A 21,951-nucleotide genomic window follows, 5' to 3' on the forward strand; every position below is an offset into this window, starting at 1 on the left:
TCCTGAAAGCTTTTCGAAACGGACGGCATGGTGTGTTGTCTCTCTCTGGTGGTTATGGGTGTGGCGACGGGGGCGGATCAGGGCTCGCGACGGGTCTCGATGTACGTGCGGATCGCCCACACCGCTTCCTGCGTCAGTGTGCCCTCGAACGGGGGCATGTAGACACGGCCATCGCGCACGCGGCCGCGCCGCACGGTGGAGAGGAAGTAGTCGTCCATCTCCTTGAAGCAGGCGGCCTTCTTGGCCGCGTCGGCCAGGCCCGTGCAGTCGCTGTCGATCTTGCGCAGGTCGGGCGAGATACCGCCGGAAATGGCTTCCAGACCATGGCAACGCGCGCAGTTCTGGTTGTAGGCCGAGGTGCCGATGCGCAAGGCTTCCTTGCGGGCCGGGCTCTGTTCGTTGTAGGGATTGGCGTCCAGCCACTTGGCGCCGAGCTGCGGCAGCGTGGTGGTGTCCACACTTTGCGGCACCACGTCACCGTGGGCCATGACGGCGGCGGCCACCAGACCACTGGCCGCCAGGGCCAGGACACGCAGCGTGGTGCGAGAAGGTTTCTTGAAGAGTGAGGCTTTCATGGGGGATGTCTCCTGTTGTCAAAGGGCTTCCACCCCCAATCAGCAATATGCGGGCCACCGACACCGGATGCCTTGAAATCCTTGGACAGGCGGCCATCCAGCGCGAACGCGCCGGGCACGGGTGTTCCAATTTGAATCATTTGCGCCTCATCGGACCGGCGCGCTGTCACAGACTGGCATTCAAAAGCACCCGCCAGTGGCACCCAGGTGGCTGCACCCGGTGGCGGGTTAATTGCTATGTCTCACAAAGAGGCAGTCGGTACAACATGTTTCATACCGGGAATACCCAGTGTTGATTCATGGGACAGATATGAAGAGAATCACATGCACCAAGACCAACAAGACACAGACGAGACAACACCCCTCCTGACCCCACGCGATGCGCCCTGGGCCATGGACTATTGGGGGGGATTTCCGCCCGACCCTGGAGACGACATGAGTGCAGGCATCCACACGCGCCCAGACGAAGGACGCGTCGGGGCTGCGCCAGCTGGCGCCTCCCCGAACCCCGACCTGATCGGCCAATCCCACCGGCGTTCGCAGGCCTATGGCATCACGGCGCAGGCCGAACCCGACTTCTCCAGCCCCTCGCGTGGCGTGTTGAACGACGCGCTGGACGAAAACCGCTTTCTCTTCCAGCACGCCGCCCCCGTGATGGAGACGCTGTACGACCAGATCGTCAACACCCACAGCATGGTGCTGCTGACCTCGGCACGCGGCATGGTGCTGCACTCGCTGGGCGACACCGATTTTCTGGAAAAAGCTTCGCGCGTGGCGCTCACGCCTGGTATGGACTGGTCCGAGCAGACCAAGGGCACCAACGCCATCGGCACCGCGCTGACCGAAGAAGAAGCGCTCACGGTGCACGGCAACCAGCACTACCTGAACGCCAACAAGTTCCTCACCTGCTCCGCCGCACCCATCTTCGACCCCTACGGCCAGGTCATCGGCGCGCTCGACGTCACGGGTGACCACCGCAGCTTCCACCAGCACACGCTGGCGCTGGTGCGCATGTCGGCACAGATGATCGAGAACCACATGTTCGCCGACATCTTCCCGAAGGCGATCCGCATCCACTTCCACACCCGCTCCGAGTTCCTGGGCACGCTGGTCGAAGGCATCGCGGTGTTTTCGCCCGAGGGGCGTTTCATCTCGGCCAACCGCAGCGGGCAGTTCCAGATCGGCCTGCCCTTCGCGGCGCTCAAGGCCCACACCTTTTCTTCGCTGTTCGGCATCCCGATCTCGGCGCTGTTCGAGCTGTTCAGCGGCGCCATGCCCAATCCCAAGCAGCTGGTGCTGCACAACGGTGTTTCGGTGTGGTGCCGCGTCAAGGTCAAGACGGCCCATCCCTGGTCGGCGACCCGGCCGGACGCGCCCCAGGGACAGCAGGCCTTCACCGCGGAAACGGGTCAGGGCGTGGCAGCGCACGCGCCGGCCAAACCCCCGGTCAAGAAGATGCAGCTTTCGTCGCTGCAATACCTGGACACCGGTGATCCCCAGGTGTCGTCGGTCATCCACAAGTTGCGCATGGTGTCGGGCAAGGACATCCCGGTCATGATCCTGGGTGAAACCGGCACCGGCAAGGACCTGCTGGCGCAGGCCATCCATGGTGACTCGGACCGATCCGGCCAGCCCTTCGTGTCGGTCAACTGCGCGTCGATACCCGAGACCCTGATCGAGTCCGAGCTGTTCGGCTACGAAGAAGGCGCCTTCACCGGCGCGCGCAAGAAGGGCGCCATCGGCAAGATCCTGCAGGCCCATGGCGGCACGCTGTTCCTTGACGAAATCGGTGACATGCCCAAACACCTGCAGGCGCGGCTGCTGCGCGTGCTGCAGGAGCGCCGGGTCAGCCCGCTGGGCGCGGGCAAAGAAGTCGACGTGGACGTGGCCGTGGTCTGCGCCACGCACAAGAACATCAAGGACATGATCGCGCGCGGCGACTTCCGCGAAGACCTCTACTACCGGCTCAACGGCCTGGTGGTGCGACTGCCGGCGCTGCGTGAGCGCACCGACTTCGAACTCGTCGTGCGAAAGATCCTCAAGGCCCTGTGCGAGAACGGCGAGCAGATCGGCATCTCGCCCGAGGTCATGAACATCTTCAAGCGCTACCACTGGCCGGGCAACTTCCGCCAGCTGCACAACCTGATGCGGACCGCCGTGGTCATGGTGGGCTGCCAAGGCGTGATCGAACTGAGCCATCTGCCCGACGATTTCCTGGAAGAGCTGGAGCACGGCCTGCCCAACCCGATCCCGTCGCGCCTGATGGGATCGATCGGCCCGGCCCAGCCGCTGCCCGACGAGCCCAACACCGCCCCGATGCCCGAGCCAGCGGCGCCCGAGGGCAGTCGCCTGGAAGACGTGGCACTGAACGCCATGGCGCAGATGCTGCGGCTGCACAAGGGCAACGTGTCGGCCGCGGCCAAGGCGCTGGGTGTCTCGCGCAACACCATTTATCGCAAGAAGGACTTGCTGCCGCCGGATGTCTTGTGACTTCCAGCGCTGATGACAGTCAGCGCGTTTCCGGCGCGGAGGGTCTTGTGTCAGGGTGCGGTGGAACCGGCTTTGCCGGGCCACTCGCGCCGCCCCTCGGGGGTGACGCCGCAGGCGGCGCGGGGGGGTCACTCCTTTCCATCCACACCGGCTCCAGCTCGCGCCAGGCGCGCTGCAGGTTGAAGCCGTGGCGCTCGCTGTACCCGGCCCAGTCGCGGTAGGCCTGTAGTTCGCCCCAGGCGGTTTCCTGCGGCTGATGGCCTTCGTCCATGGCTTGCAGCACGCGCGCTCGCAGCGCCGCCAGGTAGCCTTGTGTGGCCGCCAGCGCCGGGGGTGGCTCGCCGGCCACCGGCGCGCGGGACCACACGGTGCCCAGCACCTGCCGCGGCCGCAACGCCTGCAGCCGCGGCATCGCCGCGAGCCAGCCGTCCAGGCTGCCCTGCGCGAGTTCGGGCACGTGCCCGTCGTACACCAGACCACCGGCCCACAGCACGCGGTGGCGGGCACTCCAGAGCACCAGGTCGCCCTCGGTGTGGCCGGGCTCAATGGTCTGCACCCGCAAGCTCAGCCAGCCCACGTGCAGCCGCTCGCCCACCGCCAGCGTGCGGCTGGGTAGCACGATGCGCGTGCCCGTCATTGCCGTCGCGCCTGCGCGGTGGGTCAGACTGGCCAGGCAGTCCGGGCAGCGCTGCTGCATGGCCCTGAGCGTGGCGGCGCTGGCCAGGATCTCCAGTTCGCCGGCTTCCAGCAGGTCGGCAAAGGCCGAATTGGCCATCACGTTTTCGGCGTGCGCGTGGGTGTTCACCACCCAGCGCACACGCGCCTTGAAACGGCAGGCGAGCGACGCGCGCACGCGCAGGCCGTGGCGGTGGCTCGGGCCAGGGTCGATCACCAGCGCCTCGCCGCGGCTGACCACCACGCTGGTGGGCAGCACATGGCCGGCGTTGGCGGGCGACACCTCGCCGTTCTCCGCCGCGGGCCAGACCCAGATGCCCGGGGCCACACGCTGCCACGGCACGGCTTCGACCGCCTGGCAATCGGTTGACGGGCCGGCCGCGTGCGACGGCGCCACGAAGCCGCCGAAGCACAACAGCGCGACCAGCCAGCGGATCAGCACGGCGCTCATCGCAGGGCCTGCGTGCTGCGCGACACAGCGGTAGGTACGGATCGCGAGAGTCTTCATCCCTGCCTCCGCACCACCGCGCGCAAGGCGGCGAGCATGCCCGGCTCGGCGCCCAGGTGGCCGCTCAGGGGCTCACTCAGCGTGACCTGCTGCGGCGCCAGGCTACTGCCCAGCGCGGCCCAGACGCGGCTGTTGGCGGGCGGGCAGACGGCGTCGCAGGCGCCGTGCACCCAGTCCACCAGCACGCCCTGGCGCGCCAGGCCCAGCACGGCGTCATCCAGCGCGCCGGGCCGCACAAAGCCGCGGTGCTGCAGGTAGTGCGCCTGGATGCGGAATTTGTGCATCGCCGCCCGATCCGGCGACTGCGTGGCGAGGCGGTTTCGGCTGGCCTGTGCCTTCCGTTGCCGGCGCCGCAACGCGGCCCAGTCGCGCCGGATCGCGGCGGCCTGGGCAGCCGTTGCCTGCGTCACCGCCTGCCGCAGCGCGCGGCGCATGCCGTTCGAAACGCAGGCCGTCTCCAGCAAGGCCCAGCGCCGCGACACGCGCAGGCCTGCAACACCGGGTGTTCCACTTTGAAGCAGTTGTCTCAGCCGGGCCAGCGTCGCGGGCAACGACACACCCGGCGCGGCGGGCCAGGCGGCCTCGCGGCCGAGGGCTTGTAGCACCCGGCGTGACGGCTGCAGCAGCCCGCCCACCTCGCGCCGGCTGAGCGCAAACGCACCGCGCAACACCAGTCGCTGCACCCGCTGCGGGTGTGCTCGTGCATAGGCCAGCGCCACCACGGTGCCCCACGAACCCGCCAGCAGCGACCAGCGTTCAATGCCCAGATGTTGCCGCAACAACTCCATGTCGGCCACCAGCGCGTGGGTGGTGCTGGCCGCGGTTTTCCCTCTGGGGCGGCTCGCTCCGCAGCCGCGCTGGTCGGGCGCGATCGCCCACTGGCGCGACAGGTCCAGCGGGGCGAGCATGCCCGGCTGGCAACTGCTGCCGGGGCCACCGTGCACCAGCAGCCAGGGTGCGCCCTGCGGGTTGCCCACGGTGCGAAACGCCATGCGGTGAGCGCGTCCGACGGACAGGTAGGCCGGCGGTGGCCAGGCGCTGCGCCGACACGCGGAAAGCGCCGACTCAGGGGTATCCCTAGGTTGGTCTTTCGTGGCATCGATATTGCTGTTCATGGGGTGCAACTTGAGGTGCAGTGGTGCTGACAAGTTAGCAGACATGTTTCATGCCAACCCATCTACCGGAGACAGACTATGCAATGGACCACCCCCGCTTTCACCGACCTGCGTTTCGGTTTTGAAATCACGATGTACATCGCCAACCGCTGAAACGCGGAGGGCTTTGACCTGAAAGCGCACGGCCCCACCTCCGTGCGCTTTTTTCTTCACCCCACCCCCAACGACCAACAGGCTCGACCATGCGCATCCGGGTTCTCGGCTCATCGGCCGGCGGAGGCTTCCCGCAATGGAACTGCAACTGCCCCAACTGCGACGGCTTTCGCCGTGGCACGCTCAAGGCGCATGCGCGCACACAGTCGTCCATCGCCATCAGCGCCGACGGCAGCGACTGGCTGCTGGTCAACGCCTCGCCCGACATCCTGACCCAGATCCGGGAAGCGCCCGAGCTGCAGCCGGCCCGCGCCATCCGCGACAGCGGCATCGCCGCCGTGCTGCTGATGGACGCGCAGATCGACCACGTCACCGGCCTGCTGATGCTGCGCGAACGCCAGACACCGCTGCCCCTGCTCGCCACGCCCGAGGTGTTCTCCGACATCTCCAGCGGCTTCCCGATCACCGGCATCCTGTCGCACTACTGCGGCGTGCAACGCCAGGAGCTGCCCATCGACGGCAGCACGGTGAACGTGCCCGGCCTGCCAGGTCTGCAGGTGCAGACCGTGTCGCTCTCTTCCAAGCCACCGCCGTATTCACCGTTCCGCGGCAACCCGCGCCCCGGTGACAACATCGGCCTGCTGATCACCAACCCCGCCACCGGGCAGCGCGCGTTCTACGCGCCAGGCCTGGCGGAGGTCACGCCCGCGCTGATCGAGCTCATGAGCGGCTGCGCCGTGGTGCTGATCGACGGCACCTTCTGGACCCACGACGAAATGCAGCGCCTGGGCCTCTCGGCCAAGGCGGCGCTCGACATGGGCCACCTGCCGCAGAGCGGCCCGGGCGGCATGATCGAACAGCTCGACCAGTTGCCGGCTGGCATCCGCAAGATCCTCATCCACATCAACAACACCAACCCCATGCTGGTGGAAGACTCCGACGAACGCGCGTTGCTGACCCAGCACGGCATCGAGGTGGCTTTTGACGGCATGGACATCACGTTCTGAAGAGCCCGGCCATGGAAATCGCCCAAGCCATCCGCAACGACAGCCACCTGCCCGCCTGGAGCCCCGAAGCCTTCGAGGCCCAGCTGCGCGACAAGGGCCGCAGCTACCACATTCACCACCCCTTCAACGTGCGCATGAACTCGGGCGGCTGCACGCCCGACGAGATCCGCTGCTGGGTGGCCAACCGCTTTTATTACCAGATCTGCATCCCGCGCAAAGACGCTGTCATCCTCGCCAACATGCCCGACCGCGCGCACCGCCGGCTGTGGATCGAACGCATCCTGGACCACGACGGCCATGGCGACTACGAGGGCTCGGCCGCAGGCGGCATCGAAGCCTGGACACGGCTGGGCGAAGCGGTCGGCATATCGCGCGAAGACCTGTGGTCTTTGCAGGGCGTGGTGCCGGCGGTTCGTTTCGCCTGTGACGCGTACGTGAACTTCGCGGCCAAGGCGCCGTGGCAGGAAGCCGTGTGCTCCTCGCTCACCGAAATGTTTGCGCCGCAGATCCACAAGGACCGCCTCGCCACCTGGCCCACGCATTACCCCTGGATCGAGGCCAGCGGCCTGGCCTATTTCCGCAGCCGCATCCCGCTCGCCACCCGCGACGTGGAACACGGCCTGCAGGTCACGCTGAGCCACTTCAACACCCGCGAAGCGCAGCACCACGCACTGGACATCCTGCAGTTCAAGCTGGACATCCTCTGGACCATGCTGGACGCCATCGAGAAAGCCTGTCAGTGATGGACGCCCCCCTGCGCCGCTTCGCGGCTTCCCCCCAGGGGGACCACACCTTTGGACCGGCAAAGCCGGATCTTCGGCGTGTGCTGGGATTGACACGCACGCCGGACAGGTTTCTGCACCGTATCGAACAACCAACATGGGCACTGCGATGAGTCCGTTGCCGAATCAACCCAAGCTCTCGCGCCGCTTCCGCCTGCAGTACGAAGAAGCGCAGAGCCGCTGGGTGCTGCTCTATCCCGAGGGCATGGTGCAGCTCAACGACAGCGCGGCGGAAATCCTGAAGCGCTGCGATGGCGAGCGCAGCCTGGACGCCATCGTGGCCGAGCTGGAGCAGGCGTTCAACACTGAAGGGCTGGCGCCGCAGGTCCAGGCACTTCTTGAGGAGGGACAACGCCGTGGCTGGATTGACTGAAACCCCCACCGTCGGCCAGCCCCTGTGGCTGCTGGCCGAGCTCACCTACCAGTGCCCGCTGCACTGCGTGTTTTGCTACAACCCCACGCAACACGCGCGCATCCAAGACGAGATGAGTACCGCGCAGTGGGTGGACGTGATGCAGCAGGCGCGCAAGCTGGGCGCGGCGCAGCTGGGCTTTTCGGGTGGCGAGCCGCTGCTGCGCGACGACCTGGAAGAACTGGTGCAGGAAGCGCACCGCCTGGGCTACTACACCAACCTCATCACCTCCGGCGTGGGCCTCACGCCGACTCGCGCGCAGAAGCTGAAGGACGCCGGACTCGACCACGTGCAGCTCTCGTTCCAGGACTCCACCAAGGAGCTGAACGATTTTCTGAGCCACACCAAGACCTTCGAACTCAAGCAGCGCGTGGCCAGGCTCATCAAGCAACACGACTGGCCGATGGTGATGAACTGCGTGCTGCACCGGCACAACCTGCCGCACGTGGGCAAGATCATCGAAATGGCCGTGGCGCTCGAAGCCGAGTACCTGGAACTCGCCAACACGCAGTACTACGGCTGGGCCTGGATCAACCGCGACCACCTCATGCCCACGCGCGAGGAGTTGCAGGAAGCCGAGGCGGTGGTCAACCGCTTCCGCGCTGAACAGGAAGGCAAGACCGGCCCCAGGACCCGCGTGCTGTTTGTGGTGCCCGACTACTTTGAAGAACGCCCCAAGGCCTGCATGAACGGCTGGGGCGCGGTGTTCCTCTCCATCGCGCCCGACGGCCTGGCCATGCCCTGCCACAACGCGCGCGACCTGCCGGGCCTGCAACTGCCCAACGTGAAAGACACGTCCATCGCCGAGATCTGGCAACGCAGCAACGCCTTCAACGCCTTCCGTGGCGACAGCTGGATGAAGGCGCCCTGCCGAACCTGCGACGAGCGCCACAAGGACTTTGGCGGCTGCCGCTGCCAGGCTTTCCTGATCACCGGCGACGCCACCGAGGCCGACCCGGTGTGCAGCAAATCGCCGCACCACGAGAAAGTGGTGCAGCTGGTGAAGCAGGCGCCCACGCGACGCAGCATCCCGATCGTGTTCCGCAGCGATGCCGAATCCAGGCTGTTGCACGCCGAACCCAGCGCATGAACCCACCCACACCCGCGAACGCCCCGCACCACCGCATGCTCGGTGCAGCGTTGGTGAGCCGCATTCCGGGCGCGCGCCACAGTCCGCTCGCGCTGGAACGCATGGAGCACGGCCTGTTCCTGCTCTGGCTGGCCTACATGGGCCTGCTGGTGTTCGGCGCTTTGCTGCTGTGGCAGGCTGGCGCCTGGCACCGGCTGATCGACGCCGACCCGACCGGCCTCACCGTGACCATCGTGCTGCTGTTCACCGGCTGCTCGATCTGGGCAGGCAAGCGCGCCTGGGTGCTGGGCCAGCAGCGCCAGCGGCTCGACGCGCGGCTCGCTGCCTCCAGCCTCAGAGAGCCCACCGGCTGGAGCGCCGAATACCAGCAAGGCTGCGCACTGCCCGGCGCCGACCACTCCATCTGGCTGCAGGTGCTGGGCGAACGCGCCCACGGTCCGCACGAAATGGCCTGGTGGCTCAACGGCATCCAGCTCAAGCTGGGCCTGCTGGGCAAGGTGATCGGCTTTTCCATCCTCGCGCTGCAACTCGGGCAGATGGACAGCTTCGACGCCAGCCAGTCGTCGCAGTTGCTCAAGAACCTCACCGGTGGCCTGGGCATCGCGCTGCTCACCACCGTCACCGGCCTCACCGGCAACATCCTGCTCGGCCTGCAGCTCATGCGCCTCGACCGCTTTGCCGATGCGCTCGTGGCCGACACCCTGGCCGCCGGCCTCGCGCCGCCCGCCACCCCACCGCAGGAGCCGCCCCATGGCGATCGGCCGCGCGGTCCGTGACACCGAGACCGATCCGTTCTACGACATGTTGTTCAACATGTTGATCGCCTTCGTCTTCCTGTTCGTCATCGCCATCCTCTCGTTCAACCCCAAGGCCCGCAAGGCCGGCGACATCCCGGCCAAGGCCGAATTCATCGTCACCGTGTCCTGGCCCGACAACAACCCCAACGACGTCGACGCCTGGGTGCTGGAGCCCGGCGGCAAGACGCTGTGGTTCCGCCAGCGCGACGCCGGCATGCTGCACCTGGACCGCGACGACCGCGGCGCCAAGAACAACAGCGTCATCGTCAACGGCCGTGAGATCACCAGCCCGATCCGCCAGGAGATCGTCACCCTGCGCGGCCTGGTGCCGGGCGAATACGTGGTGAACGCCCACTACTACGAGAGCAAGGACAAGCTGCCGGTGGACGTGTCCGTCGCGGTGGTGAAGGTCAACCCGCAGGCCGAGATCGTCTACACCGGCACGCAGCAGATCCCCGCCAAAGGCGACGAGCGCACCCTCGTGCGCTTCAGCATCGACGAGGGCGGCAACGTCATCGACCTCAACACCCGGCCCTTGACGATCGTTCAACGCTCCGGCCTCTGACCCCCCACAAGAACAACCATGATCCCTGCCGTCTCCTCCCAGTTGCTGCTGCTCGTGCTGGTGTACGCGCTGCTGGCGTTCCTGCTGCTCTGCCTGTGCCTGGCCACGCGCTGGCACTGGGCCGTGAAGGGCGCGATGGTGCTGCTGGTGAGCGGCTTCTACGTGTTTGGCCACCACACGCTGCAAGGCATCGCCGGCTGGCCGAGCGACGACGCCCTGCCCAAACGCTTCATGTTGCTCTCGGCCGTGTTCGACGAGCCCAGCCCCGGCCGCGGCCACAAGGGTGCCATCTACATCTGGGTCAACCCCATGAAAGACAACGCGCCGCTGGAGATGCCGCGCGTGTTTCGCCTGCCGTATGAAAAAGACCTGCACCGCATCCTCGGCGACGGCATCAAGAAAGCGCGCGAAGGCAACACCCAGATGGGCAGCACCGAGCCCAAGCGTGGCCAGGGCGGCCTGGCCTGGCTGCTGCCCGCGAGCAACGACAAGGTGGAGATCAAGTTGACGGACCTGCCGCGCGCGCAGCTGCCGGAGAAATGATGAGCCCCCCCTGCGCCGCTTCGCGTCTTCCCCGCCACGGGGGGGACCCCACCCGTGGCCTGGCAAAGCCAGTTCCACGGTGGGTGCTGGGTTGCGCGCACACGTGGCTGGCTTCTGTTGTGATCGCCTTGCTCGCGACCGGGTGCGGCAACCGCAACCAGGGCAATCAGTGGTTCCCCCTGCGCGAAGGCGAAACACAGGACTACGCCGTGCAATACGCTGGCGAAGAACCGCGCGAGCCCGAACAATGGACCCTGCGCGTGGCCCAGCCCGCAACCTTTCAGGACCAGACCGTCGCCGTGCGCCACCATTCCGCCGGCGTGAGCTACTACCTCAAGGCAGACGAGCAAGGCATCCGCCGCATCGCCACCCGCACCGACATTGACAACGAGCCCACGGCAGACGCCGAACCGATCTGGGTACTGAAAGCGCCCTACCAGGTGGGCACCGAATGGACCACGCCCACCGTGCCCTACCTGATCCAGCGCAAGAACGAACACCCGCGCGATCTGAAGTACACCCACAAGGCGCAGATGACCTGGCGCATCGAAGCGGTCGACGACACCGTGAAGCTCGGCGATGGCAGCGAACACCGACCCTGCCTGCGCGTGGTCGGCCAGGCGCGACTGAACCTCTACACCGATCCGGTCAACGGCTTCACCGACGTTCCCCTGATCAGCCGCGAGTGGTATTGCCAGGGCGAGGGGCTGGTGAAATTCGAGCGGGAGGAAAAGGTGCCCACGGGTTTCCTGAGCGGAGGCCTGCTCACGGTTGAGTGGCAGCGGTGACCGCAAACCATAACAGCCAGCACGCCTCACAGAGAAATGAAATCGGGACGGCGCCCGAGGTCTCAAGGACTCCAATTACGGCTGAGGAACTGACAGATCAGTCAGGTGAGTCAATACCAAATGTAATTCCCGAATCGCTGGGCGCCACTTTCGTCTTACACAAGTCAGGGGACTGAAAATCCGATCCGTGCCGGCGCCAGCACCGACGCCGGCATGTTCAGTCCACCTTCTTGGAGACACATCATGAACAAGCCTACTTCATTCATTCCGTTCTCACCTTTTCGCTGGAATGCCATCAAACGAGCAACTGCGGTACTGGCACTGGCGTCACTGGCCGCCTGTGGTGGTGGCTCTGACGACGAGAGCGTGTTGACGAACGCCAAATCCTTCAAGGGCGTCGTCACCGACGTTGTCAGTCCATCGAACTTCACCGTGGATGGCATCCCTGTGGACGCCTCGGGCGCACAGGCCACGCCACAGGGCCTGACAACAGGCAGTCAGGTGGAACTCCACGGTGAAGTGGTGGATGGCATCTTTGTTGCCAGGCGCGTCGAACTGGACGACGACAACGACGACAACGACGACAACGACGATCCCAACGAGCTCGAAGGTCGGGTGACCGCTTTCACCAGTCCGACCAGTTTCAGCGTGGACGGCATTCCCGTCGATGCAACCGCCGTCCCGATCACGCTCGCCCTTGGCGATGAAGTGGAAATCCATGGCGTGATCGTCAACGGAGTGATGCAGGCCAGTCGCATTGAACTCGAAGATGACGATGACGATGAAGAAGATGACGACGATGACGACGATGACGACGACGACGACGATGACGACGACGACGACGATGATGACAACAGCGGTCCGTCCGGGGGAAACTGAACCGACATGCGGCTCAGTGCAGGCACTTTTTGTTCTTTGAACTTCTGGGTCCGATGATGTCGGAGATGACGACCACCTCGTTGTCCGCCTTTGCCCAGATCATGATCAGCCTCAGGCCAATCACCTGAAGGCGCAGGTTCATGGCGACATCGTCCAGCATGTGAATGCTGGACGATCAGCCTGCCTTTGAAGCAGAGGGCATCGATGACTGAACTCCATCCCGGTCGACAGCCCCACCATCCGGATCTGGATTCATCAGGCCCTCACAGGCTCAGCGCTTGCCGCCGCCGTTGCCGCCGCCTTTCCCACCGCCGTTGCCGCCTCCGCCATTGCCGCCTCCGCCATTGCCGGAGTTGCCACCCTTGCCGCCGGCATTGCCGGAGTTGCCGCCCTTGCCACCAGCGTTGCCGCCGCCGCCCGCATTGGAACCACCGCCCTGGTTGCCGCTGTTGCCAGCGCCTTGTCCGCCACCGGCATTGCTGTTGCCACTGTTACCACCCTTTGCCTTGCTGCCAGCCGTGGCCAGGCGGGTGGTGGTGGCCGCGACGGCCACGCCGTCGGCCTTGTCGGCTTTGTCGGCCCGGTTGGCCGCGCTGACCACGGCACCCAGGCGCAGGCCCAGGCTGTTGGCGATCTGGCCCCAGCCCATGCCACTGTCGCGCAGCGCCTGCACATCGCTGGTGGCCAGGGCGAGCTGCCCGGTGCTGGGCTCGCTGATGCCCTGCTGGCTGAGGTTGGCCCGGGCCAGTTGCAGGGTCATCTCTTGCTGACGCGTAGCCACCGCGGGGTCGGCAACCTCCACCGGTTCGACCACCACGTCCACGGTGACTTGGGCCCAGCTGGCGCCAGCGGCCAGGCAGGCAATGGCCAGCACAAGCGGGCGAAGGGTGGGGATTCGGTGTGTTGTGTTCATGAGTTTCTCCATGTGAACGAAAAGACAGACGGGATGCTACCCAGGGTAGCGGCAAGTCCCGTCACCAAATGTGACGAGATGTATGGCTGAAGCACCGCACGACCAGCCTTGCGGGCCGGCCAATGAAGCACAACCACCAAGAAAGCCTCGCCGGCTTCAGGTGGCGTTAAGCAACGGCCCGCATCGTTGCGCTGGCGGTGCAAGGGCACCCACCAACAGCCGATCCCGGTTTGGGGTCAGCAGCGTCACCACAAACACCCACAGAGGATACCTACGCATGAACCACGCCCACACACTCCCCAACCGTTCCCCATTGGCAGCGCTGCGGCTGCTGTCTGCCTCATTGCTCATGGCCGGCCTGGTCGCCTGCGGCGGCGGCAGCGACGGGGACACCACCGCCGCAGCCAAGTCGTACAAGGGCACGGTGACCAGCTTTGACAGCCCGCAGAGCTTCAGCGTGGACGGCATCCCGGTCGACGCCAGTGGCTCCAATGCCGTGCCCCAGGGCATGGCCACGGGAACCCGGGTCGAGATTCAGGGCGAGATGGTCAACGGAAGGCTGCAGGCCCGACGCGTCGAGCTCGATGACAACGACGACACCGACGACGGCAACACAGACCCCAACGAACTCGATGGCCGTGTGACGGCCTACTCAGGGCCTACCCGTTTCAGCGTGGATGGCATTGCCGTCGACGCGAACGCCGTCCCCACCACCCTGGCCATCGGCATGCGCGTCGAGGTGTACGGAGCGATGAGCAACGGCACGATGGTGGCCAGCCGTGTCAAGGTCGAAAACCAGAGTGGTTCCGATGACAACGCGGACGACGACAACGACGCCAACGATGACTCGGACAGCGGCAACGACGACCTCTGCGACGCCGTGGGCAAATCGGCCTGTGAGGACGACGGCAAGGATTGAATGAGACCTGAACGCGGGCGCCTTGCGAAAGACCATGCGGCCCCGCAGGTTCAAGCTTCAGCCACCTGTACCACCGAAGGACGCAGCGTGTCACCCAGCAGCTTCACCAGCTCATCGAGCACGCGGGTTTTCTCCAGCACGTGGCGCACACCCTGTGCGGCCGCGCGGGCGCGCAGTTCGTCGCTGACGTAGCCCGAGACCAGGATGGTCGGCAGACCCGGGCGCATGCGGCGGATGGCGGTGATCACGTCGAGCCCGGAGTGCTGGGGCATGTTGTAGTCGGTCACCACGATGTCGAAGGCCTGCGGGTCGGCGCGCACCGCGGCCATGGCCTGCTCGGGCTCGCTGTGGTGCAACACGCGGTAACCGTGGCGCGCGAGCAGCTTTTCCAGCATGGCGGACATGAGCAGGTCGTCTTCGATCAGCAATACCCGTTCGCCTTGCCCGCGCCCGGCATCGGGCTGAGCCACTGCGCCGCGGGCCGGGGCGGGCGCCACTCCACCGGGCGGAGTCGGAATGAAAATGTCGAACCGGGTGCCCTGACCGGGGTGTGAATGCACGCCGATGGCGCCGTCGTGCGAGCGCACGATGCCGTGCACCACGGACAGCCCCAGCCCAGTGCCCTTGCCCACCGGCTTGGTGGTGAAGAAGGGTTCGAAGATACGCTGGCGCACCTGATCGTCCATGCCGCTGCCGTTGTCCTGCACCGACAGGCGCACATGGCGCCCGGGTAGCAGGCCCAGGGGCATGGCCGCGGCGGCACCGAGCACCACGGTGTCCAGCCCCACTTCAATGCGCCCACCCTGGTCGCCCAACGCATGCCAGGCGTTGGTGCAGAGGTTGAGCAGCACCTGTTCAAACTGGGTGCGGTCGATCTCGGCGCTGGCCTCGGGGTCGTCGATGCATTCGATCAGCTGCACGCCGGCCGGCAGAGTGGACCGCAGCAGCGACAAGCTTTCACGCAGCACCGGCAGCAGCGGTTGCACCTGGCGCCGGGCGGCGTCGCGCCGGCTGAAGCTGAGGATGCGGTCGACCAGGTTCCGGGCACGGTCGCTGGCCTTGATGATCTGTTCCAGGCTGAGCGCCACATCGGCCGGGTTGCCGCCCTTGAGGTCTTCCTGAGCCATGTGGGCATTGCCGAGGATGGCGGCGAGCACGTTGTTGAAGTCATGGGCGATGCCGCTGGCCAGCGTGCCGATGGACTCCATCTTCTGCGCTTCGCTGAGCTGCTGCTCCAGCCGGCGGCGGGCCTCCTGCGCCTCGGTGCGGTCGGTGACGTCGGTGAGCAGGCCGTCCCACACGATGCGGCCTTCGCCCAGTGCGCGCGGCGCAGACACCAGGTGCATGCGCCGCACGCTGCCGTCGGGCCGGCAGAAGCGGGTTTCGCAGTCGAACACCTGCAGGGTTTCGGCGCAGCGCTGCTCGGTGGCGGCGAGGCTGGCCATGTCGTCCGGGTGGATACTGCCGTACATCGTGACCGGGTCACGCAGCACATCGGCAACGGTCACACCGCAGACGCGTTCCACCGAGTCGGACACCTCGGTGAAGCGGCGGTGGCCGTCGGGCTCCAGCACCACCTGGTACAGCACGGAGTTCGGCAGGTTGGCGCCCAGCAGGTGCATGCGAGCCTGACTTTCCCGCACCCGGGCTTCCGAGAGCCGCAAGGCTTCGAAAGGCGCATGGATGCTGGTGATGAAGGTGGCGCGGTACAACAGGGCGTAGGCCGCCACCTTGTAGAGGTGGCCCACCACGTTCTGGAAATCCGAGGGAGCCACGTAGGCCGTGAAGGCAAATCCACCCAGGCCCATGAAGAGGCAGGAGAGCGCGAGCAACGCGTATTGCCGCGATTGTTCGGATTTCGCCCGGCGCCACAGCACCAGCGCGAGCAGGCCGTTGAGCCCCACCAGCACGTATTCGTAGCCCGCCTTGAAGGGCGTCACACCCTCCCCCGGCACAAAGGTGACGGGAAATCGGTCGAGCGCGAAAGAGCCATAGGCGATGGTGGCCACCGCCACCACCAGGCCAATGCCCAGCAAGGTCGCCCGGGGCCAGCGGGGAGCCAGGCCCGCCGCGACGGCACCCAGTGTCACCACCTCGAAGCTGCGGCCCATGAGCCAGAAGAAGATGGCCTGGGGCGTGCTGCTCTCGGTGAGCAGGGGCGGCATGCCTTCGTAGGTCAGGGCGTGCATCAGATCGCAGCCGATGACCACCACAAAACCCGCGAGCAAGGCGTTGGCACTGTGGTCCTGCTGGCGGTCGAAGGTGTGCCAGGACACCGTGACCACCAGCGCGGCGATCACGATGGCAAACAGCTCCAGCAGCAGGTGCAGTTCAAGCATGCGACCGGCGAGCAGCCCGCTGGCGGTGTCGGGTGGGACACTGACGATGGCGACCATGCCCAGCACCGCAAGCAGGCTGAGAAGGCCGTATCTGAACGGGTGGGGGAAGGACATACCGGCACATTACCGGAAAAAAGGGCGCCCCCCTTGAAACGCACTGCCGCGCGGTCGCAGGCCCTGTGCGGCGGGCGTTTCAAGCGCGGGAAGCGCTCCCGGCACACCGGCCCCGGGCCCGGGCCCGCCTCACTCGATGCGCAGCTCCTGCACCCAGCGCGCACCGGGGGTGAAGTCGTCACGATCAAAGGGGCCGTAGGGTGGCTCGTTCAGGTTGTCGGGCGGCACGCCGATGCGGTTGAGATCCACCGCCTGGGGTTTGCCCACGAGGCCGGTGGACGTAAGACTGAACTTGAAGATGATGCCGTTCCACAGCTTGGCACCGAAGTCGGCCGGCTGCTTGAAGAAGAACAGCAGGCTGTGCTCCAGCCAGGCGAATTGGCCGGGCGAGACGGTGCCGGGCTGGGCATAGGGATAAGGCACGAAGCAGCTGATTTCCTGCGCAGCGGGCAGGCACTTGAATTCGCGCATGGAGAGGAAATGGTCGCGCATCACGGCGGGGTCCATCTGCACGCGGAAGCGGGCGGTGCCCTGCCCTTGCGGCTCGAAAAACACCGCGCCGATGCGGGTGCGCTGGCCATCCTTGGTGAGCGCCACCAGCGATTTCTCGCCGCTCAGCTCGAAGACCTGGGCACCCGCGGTGGGACTCAGGCCACACAGCAGCGCACACGCCAGCCCCCCGCGCCAGCTTCGGCGCGCAGCGGGCGGTGTGCGCCGCAGGTTCATGGTTTGATGGTCATGACCCACTCGGCCAGGGTCTTGATGTCGGCCGGGCTCATGCCGGGGTGCGGCGGCATGGGGATGCGGCCCCACTTGCCTTTGGAGCCGTACTGGATGGACTGCACCAGCGAGGCCACGGCGTCTTTGTCGTCCTTGTATTTTTCGTGCACGGCGCTGTAGGCCGGGCCAACGATCTTTTCTTTCGCCGAATGGCAGGACAGGCAACCGTTATTTTTGGCCAGCTCGATGGCAGCGGCTTCGTCCACCGCGTGCGCGGCACCGGAAGCGAGCAGAAGGCCAGCGGTGAGGAGAGAAAGAGTACGCATGTCAGCAATCACCAAAAGAAGAAAACAAAAAGGGTGAGGACCCCAACGCGGCACAAGCAGCGAAGAGCCCCCACCCAGCGCACACCCAGGATCCGGCTCCGCCGGTCCAAGGTGTGGTCCCCCCAGGGGGAAGCCGCGCAGCGGCGCAGGGGGGAGTGAACTCACATCACTTCATCAACTTGAAGGTCCAGACCGAGCCGCCCTGTTCGAGGAAGTTGACCTTCTTGGCCACTTCACCGCCCCACAGGGGAACCGCGCCGCCCCAGCCGGAGACCACGCTCACGTACTGCTCGCCGCCTTCGGTCCAGGTGATGGGAGGTGCCACCACGCCGGAGCCGGTCTGGAACTGCCACACCACCTTGCCGGTCTTGGCGTCGGCGGCCTTGAGGTAGCCCTCGGGCGTGCCCCAGAACACCAGGTCGCCCGCGGTCAGCACACCACCCCAGAGCGGGGCTTCGTTCTTGACTTCCCACTCGACCTTGCCGGTCTTGGGGTTGATGGCGCGCAGCGAACCGATGTGGTCGTCAAACAGCGGCTTGATGGTGAAACCCGCGCCCAGGTAGGCGGCGCCCTTCTTGTAGGTGATGGGCTCGTTCCAGATCTCCATGCCCCATTCGTTGGTGGGCACGTAGAACAGGCCGGTCTTCGGGCTGTAGGCCATGGGCATCTGGTTCTTGCCACCCAGGAAGCCGGGCGCGGAGAACACGGACTTGCCCTTGGCGCCGTCGCCACCGGCGGCGGTCGGGTCGCCCGGGCGGTTGGCCGGGTCGAAGTTCGGGCGGCCGGTCTTGAGGTCGATGCCGGTGGCCCAGGTCACTTTCTTCACAAAGGGGAAGGCGTTGAGCAGCTTGCCGTTTTCGGCGTCCATCACGTAGAAGAAGCCGTTGCGGTCGGCCTTGGCGCCAACGCGCTTGCCGTCCATGTCGAAGGTGATGAACTCGTTCACGCCGTCGTAGTCCCAGCCGTCGTTGGGCGTGGTCTGGTAGTGCCACTTGATCTGGCCGGTCTTCACGTCGATGGCGACGGTGGAAGCCGAATACAGGTTGTCGCCCTTGCGCACATGGCTGTTCCAGGGGCCGGGGTTGCCGGTGCCGAAATAGGCCAGCTTGGTCTTGGGGTCGTAGCTGCCGCCGAGCCAGGTGGCCGCGCCGCCGGTCTTCCAGGTCTCGCCAGGCCAGGTGGCGTTGGTGGTGCCGGTGATGCCGTTTTCCTTGCCGTCCTTGTAGCCCATGTGGCCTTCGACCACGGGGCGCGTCCAGACCATCTTGCCGGTCTTGGGGTCGCGCGCTTCGACGCGGCCAACCACGCCGAACTCACCACCGGAGACGCCGGTCATGAGCAGGCCTTCGGCGATCAGGGGTGCGGCGGTGTAGCTGTAGCCGGCGGAGTAGTCGTCGATCTTCTCGCGCCACACCACCTTGCCGGTTTCCTGGTCGAGCGCCACGAGCTGGGCGTCCAGCGTGCCGAAGATGACCAGGTTGTCGTACAGCGCCGCGCCGCGGTTGATCACGTCGCAGCAGGGCATGATGCCTTCGGGCAGGCGGTGCTCGTACTTCCAGAGCTTCTTGCCGGTCTTGGTGTCCACCGCGTAGATGCGCGAGTAGGACGCGGTGACGAACATCTTGCCGTTGTTCACCAGCGGCTGGCTTTGCTGGCCGCGCTGCTTTTCACCACCGAAGGACATGGACCACACGGGCACCAGCTTGCTGATGGTTTTTTCGTTGATACCGGTCAGCGGCGAGTGGCGCTGGCCCTGGGTGCCAATGCCCCAGCTGAGCACGTTGTCGGGGGTCTTGGCGTCGTCCGCGATCATCGCGTCGGTCACGCCCTGGGCGCTGACGTGGGCCGTGGCGGCCATGACCAAAAGGCTCAATAGAGTGCGTTTCACTGGGTGGTCTCCTGCTCGTTTGTGAGGTTGATGGCTTGTGGGAACTGGCCGTGCCGCCTGACCGCTCTTCTGGCTCCAGCCCCTCCGGTCTCGGACATGCACGCAGGGAAGAAATGGCAACTTCTGTGCCAGTGCAAACCCTAGGGTTTTCACTGATCGGAATACCCCCACAACGCCGCGCCCGGGCCGCCGGACGGCCGCAAATGCGCCACCCGGTGTTCAACGGCGCTGACGCGACCGTGACACTGTTCAAAAATGAATCACTGTCTGGTACACACCGCGTCCGCCCGACTTCTTGATGCTTTCTTGATACCGGGCCGCGCAGTCTTGCGCCCGTCTTGACGCCTACGTTCCTAGCATCGGTGGCATGTCTTGAACGGAGGTTTCCATGGACTTTTTCTACCTGGCCCTGGCCACCGCGTGCGGCGCTGTCGTCTGGGGGCTGGCGCTCCTGTGTCGTCGCCTGCAACCCACCGAAGGGAGGCGGTCATGAACGGCTGGACCCAACTCGCCGCCCTGCTCGCGGGCGGCCTTCTGATCTACCTGGTGGCGGTGCTGCTGCGGCCGGAGGATTTCTCATGAACACCTTGGCATGGCTGCAACTCGCGGTCTTCCTCACCCTGCTGCTCGCACTGGCCTGGCCACTGGCGCGTGCGATCGACGCCGTGATGGCCGGCAGCTTCGCGCTGGGGCAGCGCATCGAGACGCCGCTGTGGCGCCTGGCCGGTGTGCGGCCCGAGCGCGAAACCGGCTGGCTGCGTTATGCGCTGGGCCTGCTGGTGTTCAACGCCCTGGGCGTGCTCGCGGTGTATGCGCTGCAGCGCCTCCAGCATGTGCTGCCGCTGAACCCGCAGGCCTTCGGTGCGGTCACGCCCGACTCGGCCTTCAACACCGCCATCAGCTTCATGAGCAACACCAACTGGCAGGGCTATGGCGGCGAAACCACCATGAGCACCCTGACGCAGATGCTGGGCCTGGCGGTGCAGAACTTCCTCTCGGCCGCCACCGGCATCGTGGTGGTGATCGCGTTGGTGCGCGGCTTCGCGCGCCACTCGGCCCAGGCCATCGGCAACGTGTGGGTGGACCTCACCCGCGTCACGCTGTGGGTGCTGCTGCCGCTGTCGCTGGTGCTGGCGCTGTTTTTCGCGGGCCAGGGCGTGGTCCAGAACTTCTCGCCCACCACCGAGGTGAAGACCCTGGAGACCGTGAACTGGGAAACCACCACCCCGGCGGCCGACGGCCAACCGGCGCAGACCGAGGCGCACAGCAGCCCCACGCAGACCCTGGCCATGGGGCCGGTGGCCTCGCAGCTCGCCATCAAGATGCTGGGCACCAACGGCGGTGGTTTCTTCAACGCCAACTCGGCCCACCCGTTCGAGAACCCCACACCGCTGTCCAACTTCGTGCAGATGCTCAGCATCTTCCTGATCCCGGCCGCGCTGTGTTTCGTGTTCGGCCGCATGGTGGGTGACCAGCGCCAGGGCTGGGCGGTGCTCGCCGCGATGACGCTGCTGTTCGTGGCCTTCGTGGTCGCTGCCACCCACTTCGAGCAGCAGGGCAACCCGGTGCTGGCCGCACTCGGTGCCGACCAGACCGCCAGCGCCCTGCAGGCCGGCGGCAACATGGAAGGCAAGGAGGTGCGCTTCGGTATCAACGCGTCCAGCCTGTTCGCGGTGATCACCACCGCAGCGAGCTGCGGCGCCGTGATCGCCATGCACGACAGCTTCACGCCGCTGGGCGGCATGGTGCCGATGGTGATGATGCAACTGGGCGAGGTGGTGTTCGGCGGCGTCGGTGCGGGCCTCTACGGCATGCTGGTGTTCGCCATCATGGCCGTGTTCATCGCCGGTCTGATGATCGGGCGCACGCCGGCCTACCTGGGCAAGAAGATCGAGGCCCACGAGATGAAGATGGTGGCCATCGCCATCCTGGTCACGCCCTTGCTGGTGCTCGTGGGTACGGCCGTGGCGGTGATGACCGACGCCGGCCGCGCCGGCATCCTGAACCCGGGCGCACACGGCTTCAGCGAGGTGCTGTACGCGCTGTCCTCGGCCGCCAACAACAACGGCAGCGCCTTCGCCGGCCTGTCGGCCAACACGCCGTTCTACAACGTGCTGCTCGGCCTGGCGATGGTGTTCGGCCGCTTCGGCGTGATCGTGCCGGTGCTGGCCATGGCCGGCTCGCTCGCCGCCAAGCAGCGCGCCACCGCCACCGACGGCACCCTGCCCACCCACGGCCCGCTGTTCGTGGCCCTGCTGGTCGGCACCGTGTTGCTGGTCGGCCTGTTGAACTATGTGCCTGCGCTGGCGCTGGGCCCGGTGGCCGAGCACCTGACGCTGTGGGCACGCTGAGG

22 protein-coding genes and 1 pseudogene are annotated in these 21,951 nt (G+C 66.2%); 14 read left to right on the plus strand and 9 right to left on the minus strand.

All coding sequences use genetic code 11. The annotated features are described in order from the left end of the window. Window positions 1-77: 77 nt before the first annotated feature. Window positions 78-575: a cytochrome c-550 PedF gene (pedF, locus tag F3K02_RS22150; RefSeq protein WP_177137992.1), complete on the minus strand. Its 498-nt coding sequence runs from the start codon at window positions 573-575 to the stop codon at window positions 78-80. Window positions 576-1,010: 435 nt separating this feature from the next. On the opposite strand from pedF, the gene F3K02_RS22155 reads away from it, so the two are divergent. After that, entirely contained in the window at window positions 1,011-3,065 is a 2,055-nt protein-coding gene (locus F3K02_RS22155; RefSeq protein WP_177137994.1) for a sigma-54-dependent Fis family transcriptional regulator, read from the plus strand. A gap of 19 nt (window positions 3,066-3,084) precedes the next feature. On the opposite strand, the gene F3K02_RS22160 is transcribed toward F3K02_RS22155, so the two are convergent. Together F3K02_RS22160 and F3K02_RS22165 are read right to left on the minus strand one after the other, a co-directional pair. After that, entirely contained in the window at window positions 3,085-4,248 is a 1,164-nt protein-coding gene (locus F3K02_RS22160) for an MBL fold metallo-hydrolase (protein WP_177137996.1), read from the minus strand. Next, window positions 4,245-5,240: an alpha/beta fold hydrolase gene (locus F3K02_RS22165; protein ID WP_218179550.1), complete on the minus strand. Its 996-nt coding sequence runs from the start codon at window positions 5,238-5,240 to the stop codon at window positions 4,245-4,247. Before F3K02_RS22165 ends, F3K02_RS22160 begins: the two co-directional genes overlap by 4 nt. Before the next feature lie 201 nt (window positions 5,241-5,441). Between F3K02_RS22165 and pqqA the strand changes: the two genes are divergently transcribed. The 10 genes and pseudogenes from pqqA to F3K02_RS22215 all read left to right on the plus strand — a co-directional run. After that, window positions 5,442-5,516 (plus strand): pyrroloquinoline quinone precursor peptide PqqA, encoded by a 75-nt coding sequence (gene pqqA / locus F3K02_RS22170; RefSeq protein WP_068167214.1) that lies wholly within the window; start codon window positions 5,442-5,444, stop codon window positions 5,514-5,516. An 89-nt stretch (window positions 5,517-5,605) separates the two neighbouring features. Then, window positions 5,606-6,523: a pyrroloquinoline quinone biosynthesis protein PqqB gene (pqqB, locus tag F3K02_RS22175; RefSeq protein WP_177138006.1), complete on the plus strand. Its 918-nt coding sequence runs from the start codon at window positions 5,606-5,608 to the stop codon at window positions 6,521-6,523. Between the two features lie 11 nt (window positions 6,524-6,534). Continuing rightward, window positions 6,535-7,266 (plus strand): pyrroloquinoline-quinone synthase PqqC, encoded by a 732-nt coding sequence (gene pqqC, locus F3K02_RS22180; RefSeq protein ID WP_177138008.1) that lies wholly within the window; start codon window positions 6,535-6,537, stop codon window positions 7,264-7,266. A 136-nt stretch (window positions 7,267-7,402) separates the two neighbouring features. Then, window positions 7,403-7,678 carry a pyrroloquinoline quinone biosynthesis peptide chaperone PqqD gene (gene pqqD / locus F3K02_RS22185; RefSeq protein WP_425485633.1) on the plus strand — a complete coding sequence of 92 codons (276 nt, stop codon included), beginning with the start codon at window positions 7,403-7,405 and terminating at the stop codon, window positions 7,676-7,678. Beyond that, window positions 7,662-8,807, plus strand: coding sequence for a pyrroloquinoline quinone biosynthesis protein PqqE (gene pqqE, locus F3K02_RS22190; RefSeq protein ID WP_177137938.1), 1,146 nt, complete (start codon window positions 7,662-7,664; stop codon window positions 8,805-8,807). The genes pqqD and pqqE overlap by 17 nt, the downstream gene beginning before the upstream one ends. After that, on the plus strand, window positions 8,804-9,583 hold the full coding sequence (locus F3K02_RS22195; protein WP_246309715.1) for a hypothetical protein: 780 nt from the start codon (window positions 8,804-8,806) through the stop codon (window positions 9,581-9,583). Before pqqE ends, F3K02_RS22195 begins: the two co-directional genes overlap by 4 nt. Further along, the gene (locus F3K02_RS22200; RefSeq protein ID WP_177138010.1) at window positions 9,558-10,169 is read left to right on the plus strand and encodes a hypothetical protein; all 612 of its coding nucleotides are present in this window, start codon (window positions 9,558-9,560) and stop codon (window positions 10,167-10,169) included. Before F3K02_RS22195 ends, F3K02_RS22200 begins: the two co-directional genes overlap by 26 nt. Before the next feature lie 18 nt (window positions 10,170-10,187). Beyond that, entirely contained in the window at window positions 10,188-10,712 is a 525-nt protein-coding gene (locus F3K02_RS22205; protein ID WP_246309717.1) for a hypothetical protein, read from the plus strand. Window positions 10,713-10,831: 119 nt separating this feature from the next. After that, a complete protein-coding gene (locus tag F3K02_RS22210) occupies window positions 10,832-11,500 on the plus strand; it encodes a hypothetical protein (protein ID WP_177138012.1) in 669 nt (222 codons plus the stop codon). A 243-nt stretch (window positions 11,501-11,743) separates the two neighbouring features. Continuing rightward, window positions 11,744-12,202 (plus strand): annotated as a pseudogene (locus tag F3K02_RS22215) (DUF5666 domain-containing protein); the annotation flags it as partial. A 190-nt stretch (window positions 12,203-12,392) separates the two neighbouring features. On the opposite strand, the gene F3K02_RS22220 reads toward F3K02_RS22215, so the two are convergent. Then, entirely contained in the window at window positions 12,393-12,539 is a 147-nt protein-coding gene (locus F3K02_RS22220) for a hypothetical protein (RefSeq protein ID WP_177138015.1), read from the minus strand. Window positions 12,540-12,650: 111 nt separating this feature from the next. Beyond that, complete coding sequence (locus tag F3K02_RS22225) at window positions 12,651-13,292, minus strand: hypothetical protein (protein WP_177138017.1); 642 nt, start codon at window positions 13,290-13,292, stop codon at window positions 12,651-12,653. A gap of 277 nt (window positions 13,293-13,569) precedes the next feature. On the opposite strand from F3K02_RS22225, the gene F3K02_RS22230 reads away from it, so the two are divergent. Next, on the plus strand, window positions 13,570-14,211 hold the full coding sequence (locus tag F3K02_RS22230; RefSeq protein WP_177138019.1) for a DUF5666 domain-containing protein: 642 nt from the start codon (window positions 13,570-13,572) through the stop codon (window positions 14,209-14,211). A gap of 50 nt (window positions 14,212-14,261) precedes the next feature. On the opposite strand, the gene F3K02_RS22235 is transcribed toward F3K02_RS22230, so the two are convergent. The 4 genes from F3K02_RS22235 to F3K02_RS22250 form a co-directional block, all read right to left on the minus strand. Further along, the gene (locus F3K02_RS22235) at window positions 14,262-16,664 is read right to left on the minus strand and encodes an MASE3 domain-containing protein (protein WP_177138021.1); all 2,403 of its coding nucleotides are present in this window, start codon (window positions 16,662-16,664) and stop codon (window positions 14,262-14,264) included. 129 nt (window positions 16,665-16,793) lie between these two features. Beyond that, on the minus strand, window positions 16,794-17,390 hold the full coding sequence (locus F3K02_RS22240; protein WP_177138023.1) for a hypothetical protein: 597 nt from the start codon (window positions 17,388-17,390) through the stop codon (window positions 16,794-16,796). Next, on the minus strand, window positions 17,387-17,710 hold the full coding sequence (locus tag F3K02_RS22245; protein ID WP_177138025.1) for a c-type cytochrome: 324 nt from the start codon (window positions 17,708-17,710) through the stop codon (window positions 17,387-17,389). Before F3K02_RS22245 ends, F3K02_RS22240 begins: the two co-directional genes overlap by 4 nt. A gap of 166 nt (window positions 17,711-17,876) precedes the next feature. Further along, a complete protein-coding gene (locus F3K02_RS22250) occupies window positions 17,877-19,568 on the minus strand; it encodes a PQQ-dependent methanol/ethanol family dehydrogenase (RefSeq protein ID WP_177138631.1) in 1,692 nt (563 codons plus the stop codon). Between the two features lie 519 nt (window positions 19,569-20,087). On the opposite strand from F3K02_RS22250, the gene kdpF reads away from it, so the two are divergent. Together kdpF and kdpA are read left to right on the plus strand one after the other, a co-directional pair. Next, window positions 20,088-20,180 carry a K(+)-transporting ATPase subunit F gene (kdpF, locus tag F3K02_RS22255; protein ID WP_177138027.1) on the plus strand — a complete coding sequence of 31 codons (93 nt, stop codon included), beginning with the start codon at window positions 20,088-20,090 and terminating at the stop codon, window positions 20,178-20,180. Further along, complete coding sequence (gene kdpA, locus F3K02_RS22260; protein ID WP_177138029.1) at window positions 20,177-21,949, plus strand: potassium-transporting ATPase subunit KdpA; 1,773 nt, start codon at window positions 20,177-20,179, stop codon at window positions 21,947-21,949. The genes kdpF and kdpA overlap by 4 nt, the downstream gene beginning before the upstream one ends. Window positions 21,950-21,951 lie beyond the last annotated feature (2 nt).

Source organism: Hydrogenophaga aromaticivorans, from assembly GCF_013387465.1.
In the GTDB taxonomy this organism is placed as follows: Bacteria; Pseudomonadota; Gammaproteobacteria; order Burkholderiales; family Burkholderiaceae_C; genus Hydrogenophaga; species Hydrogenophaga aromaticivorans.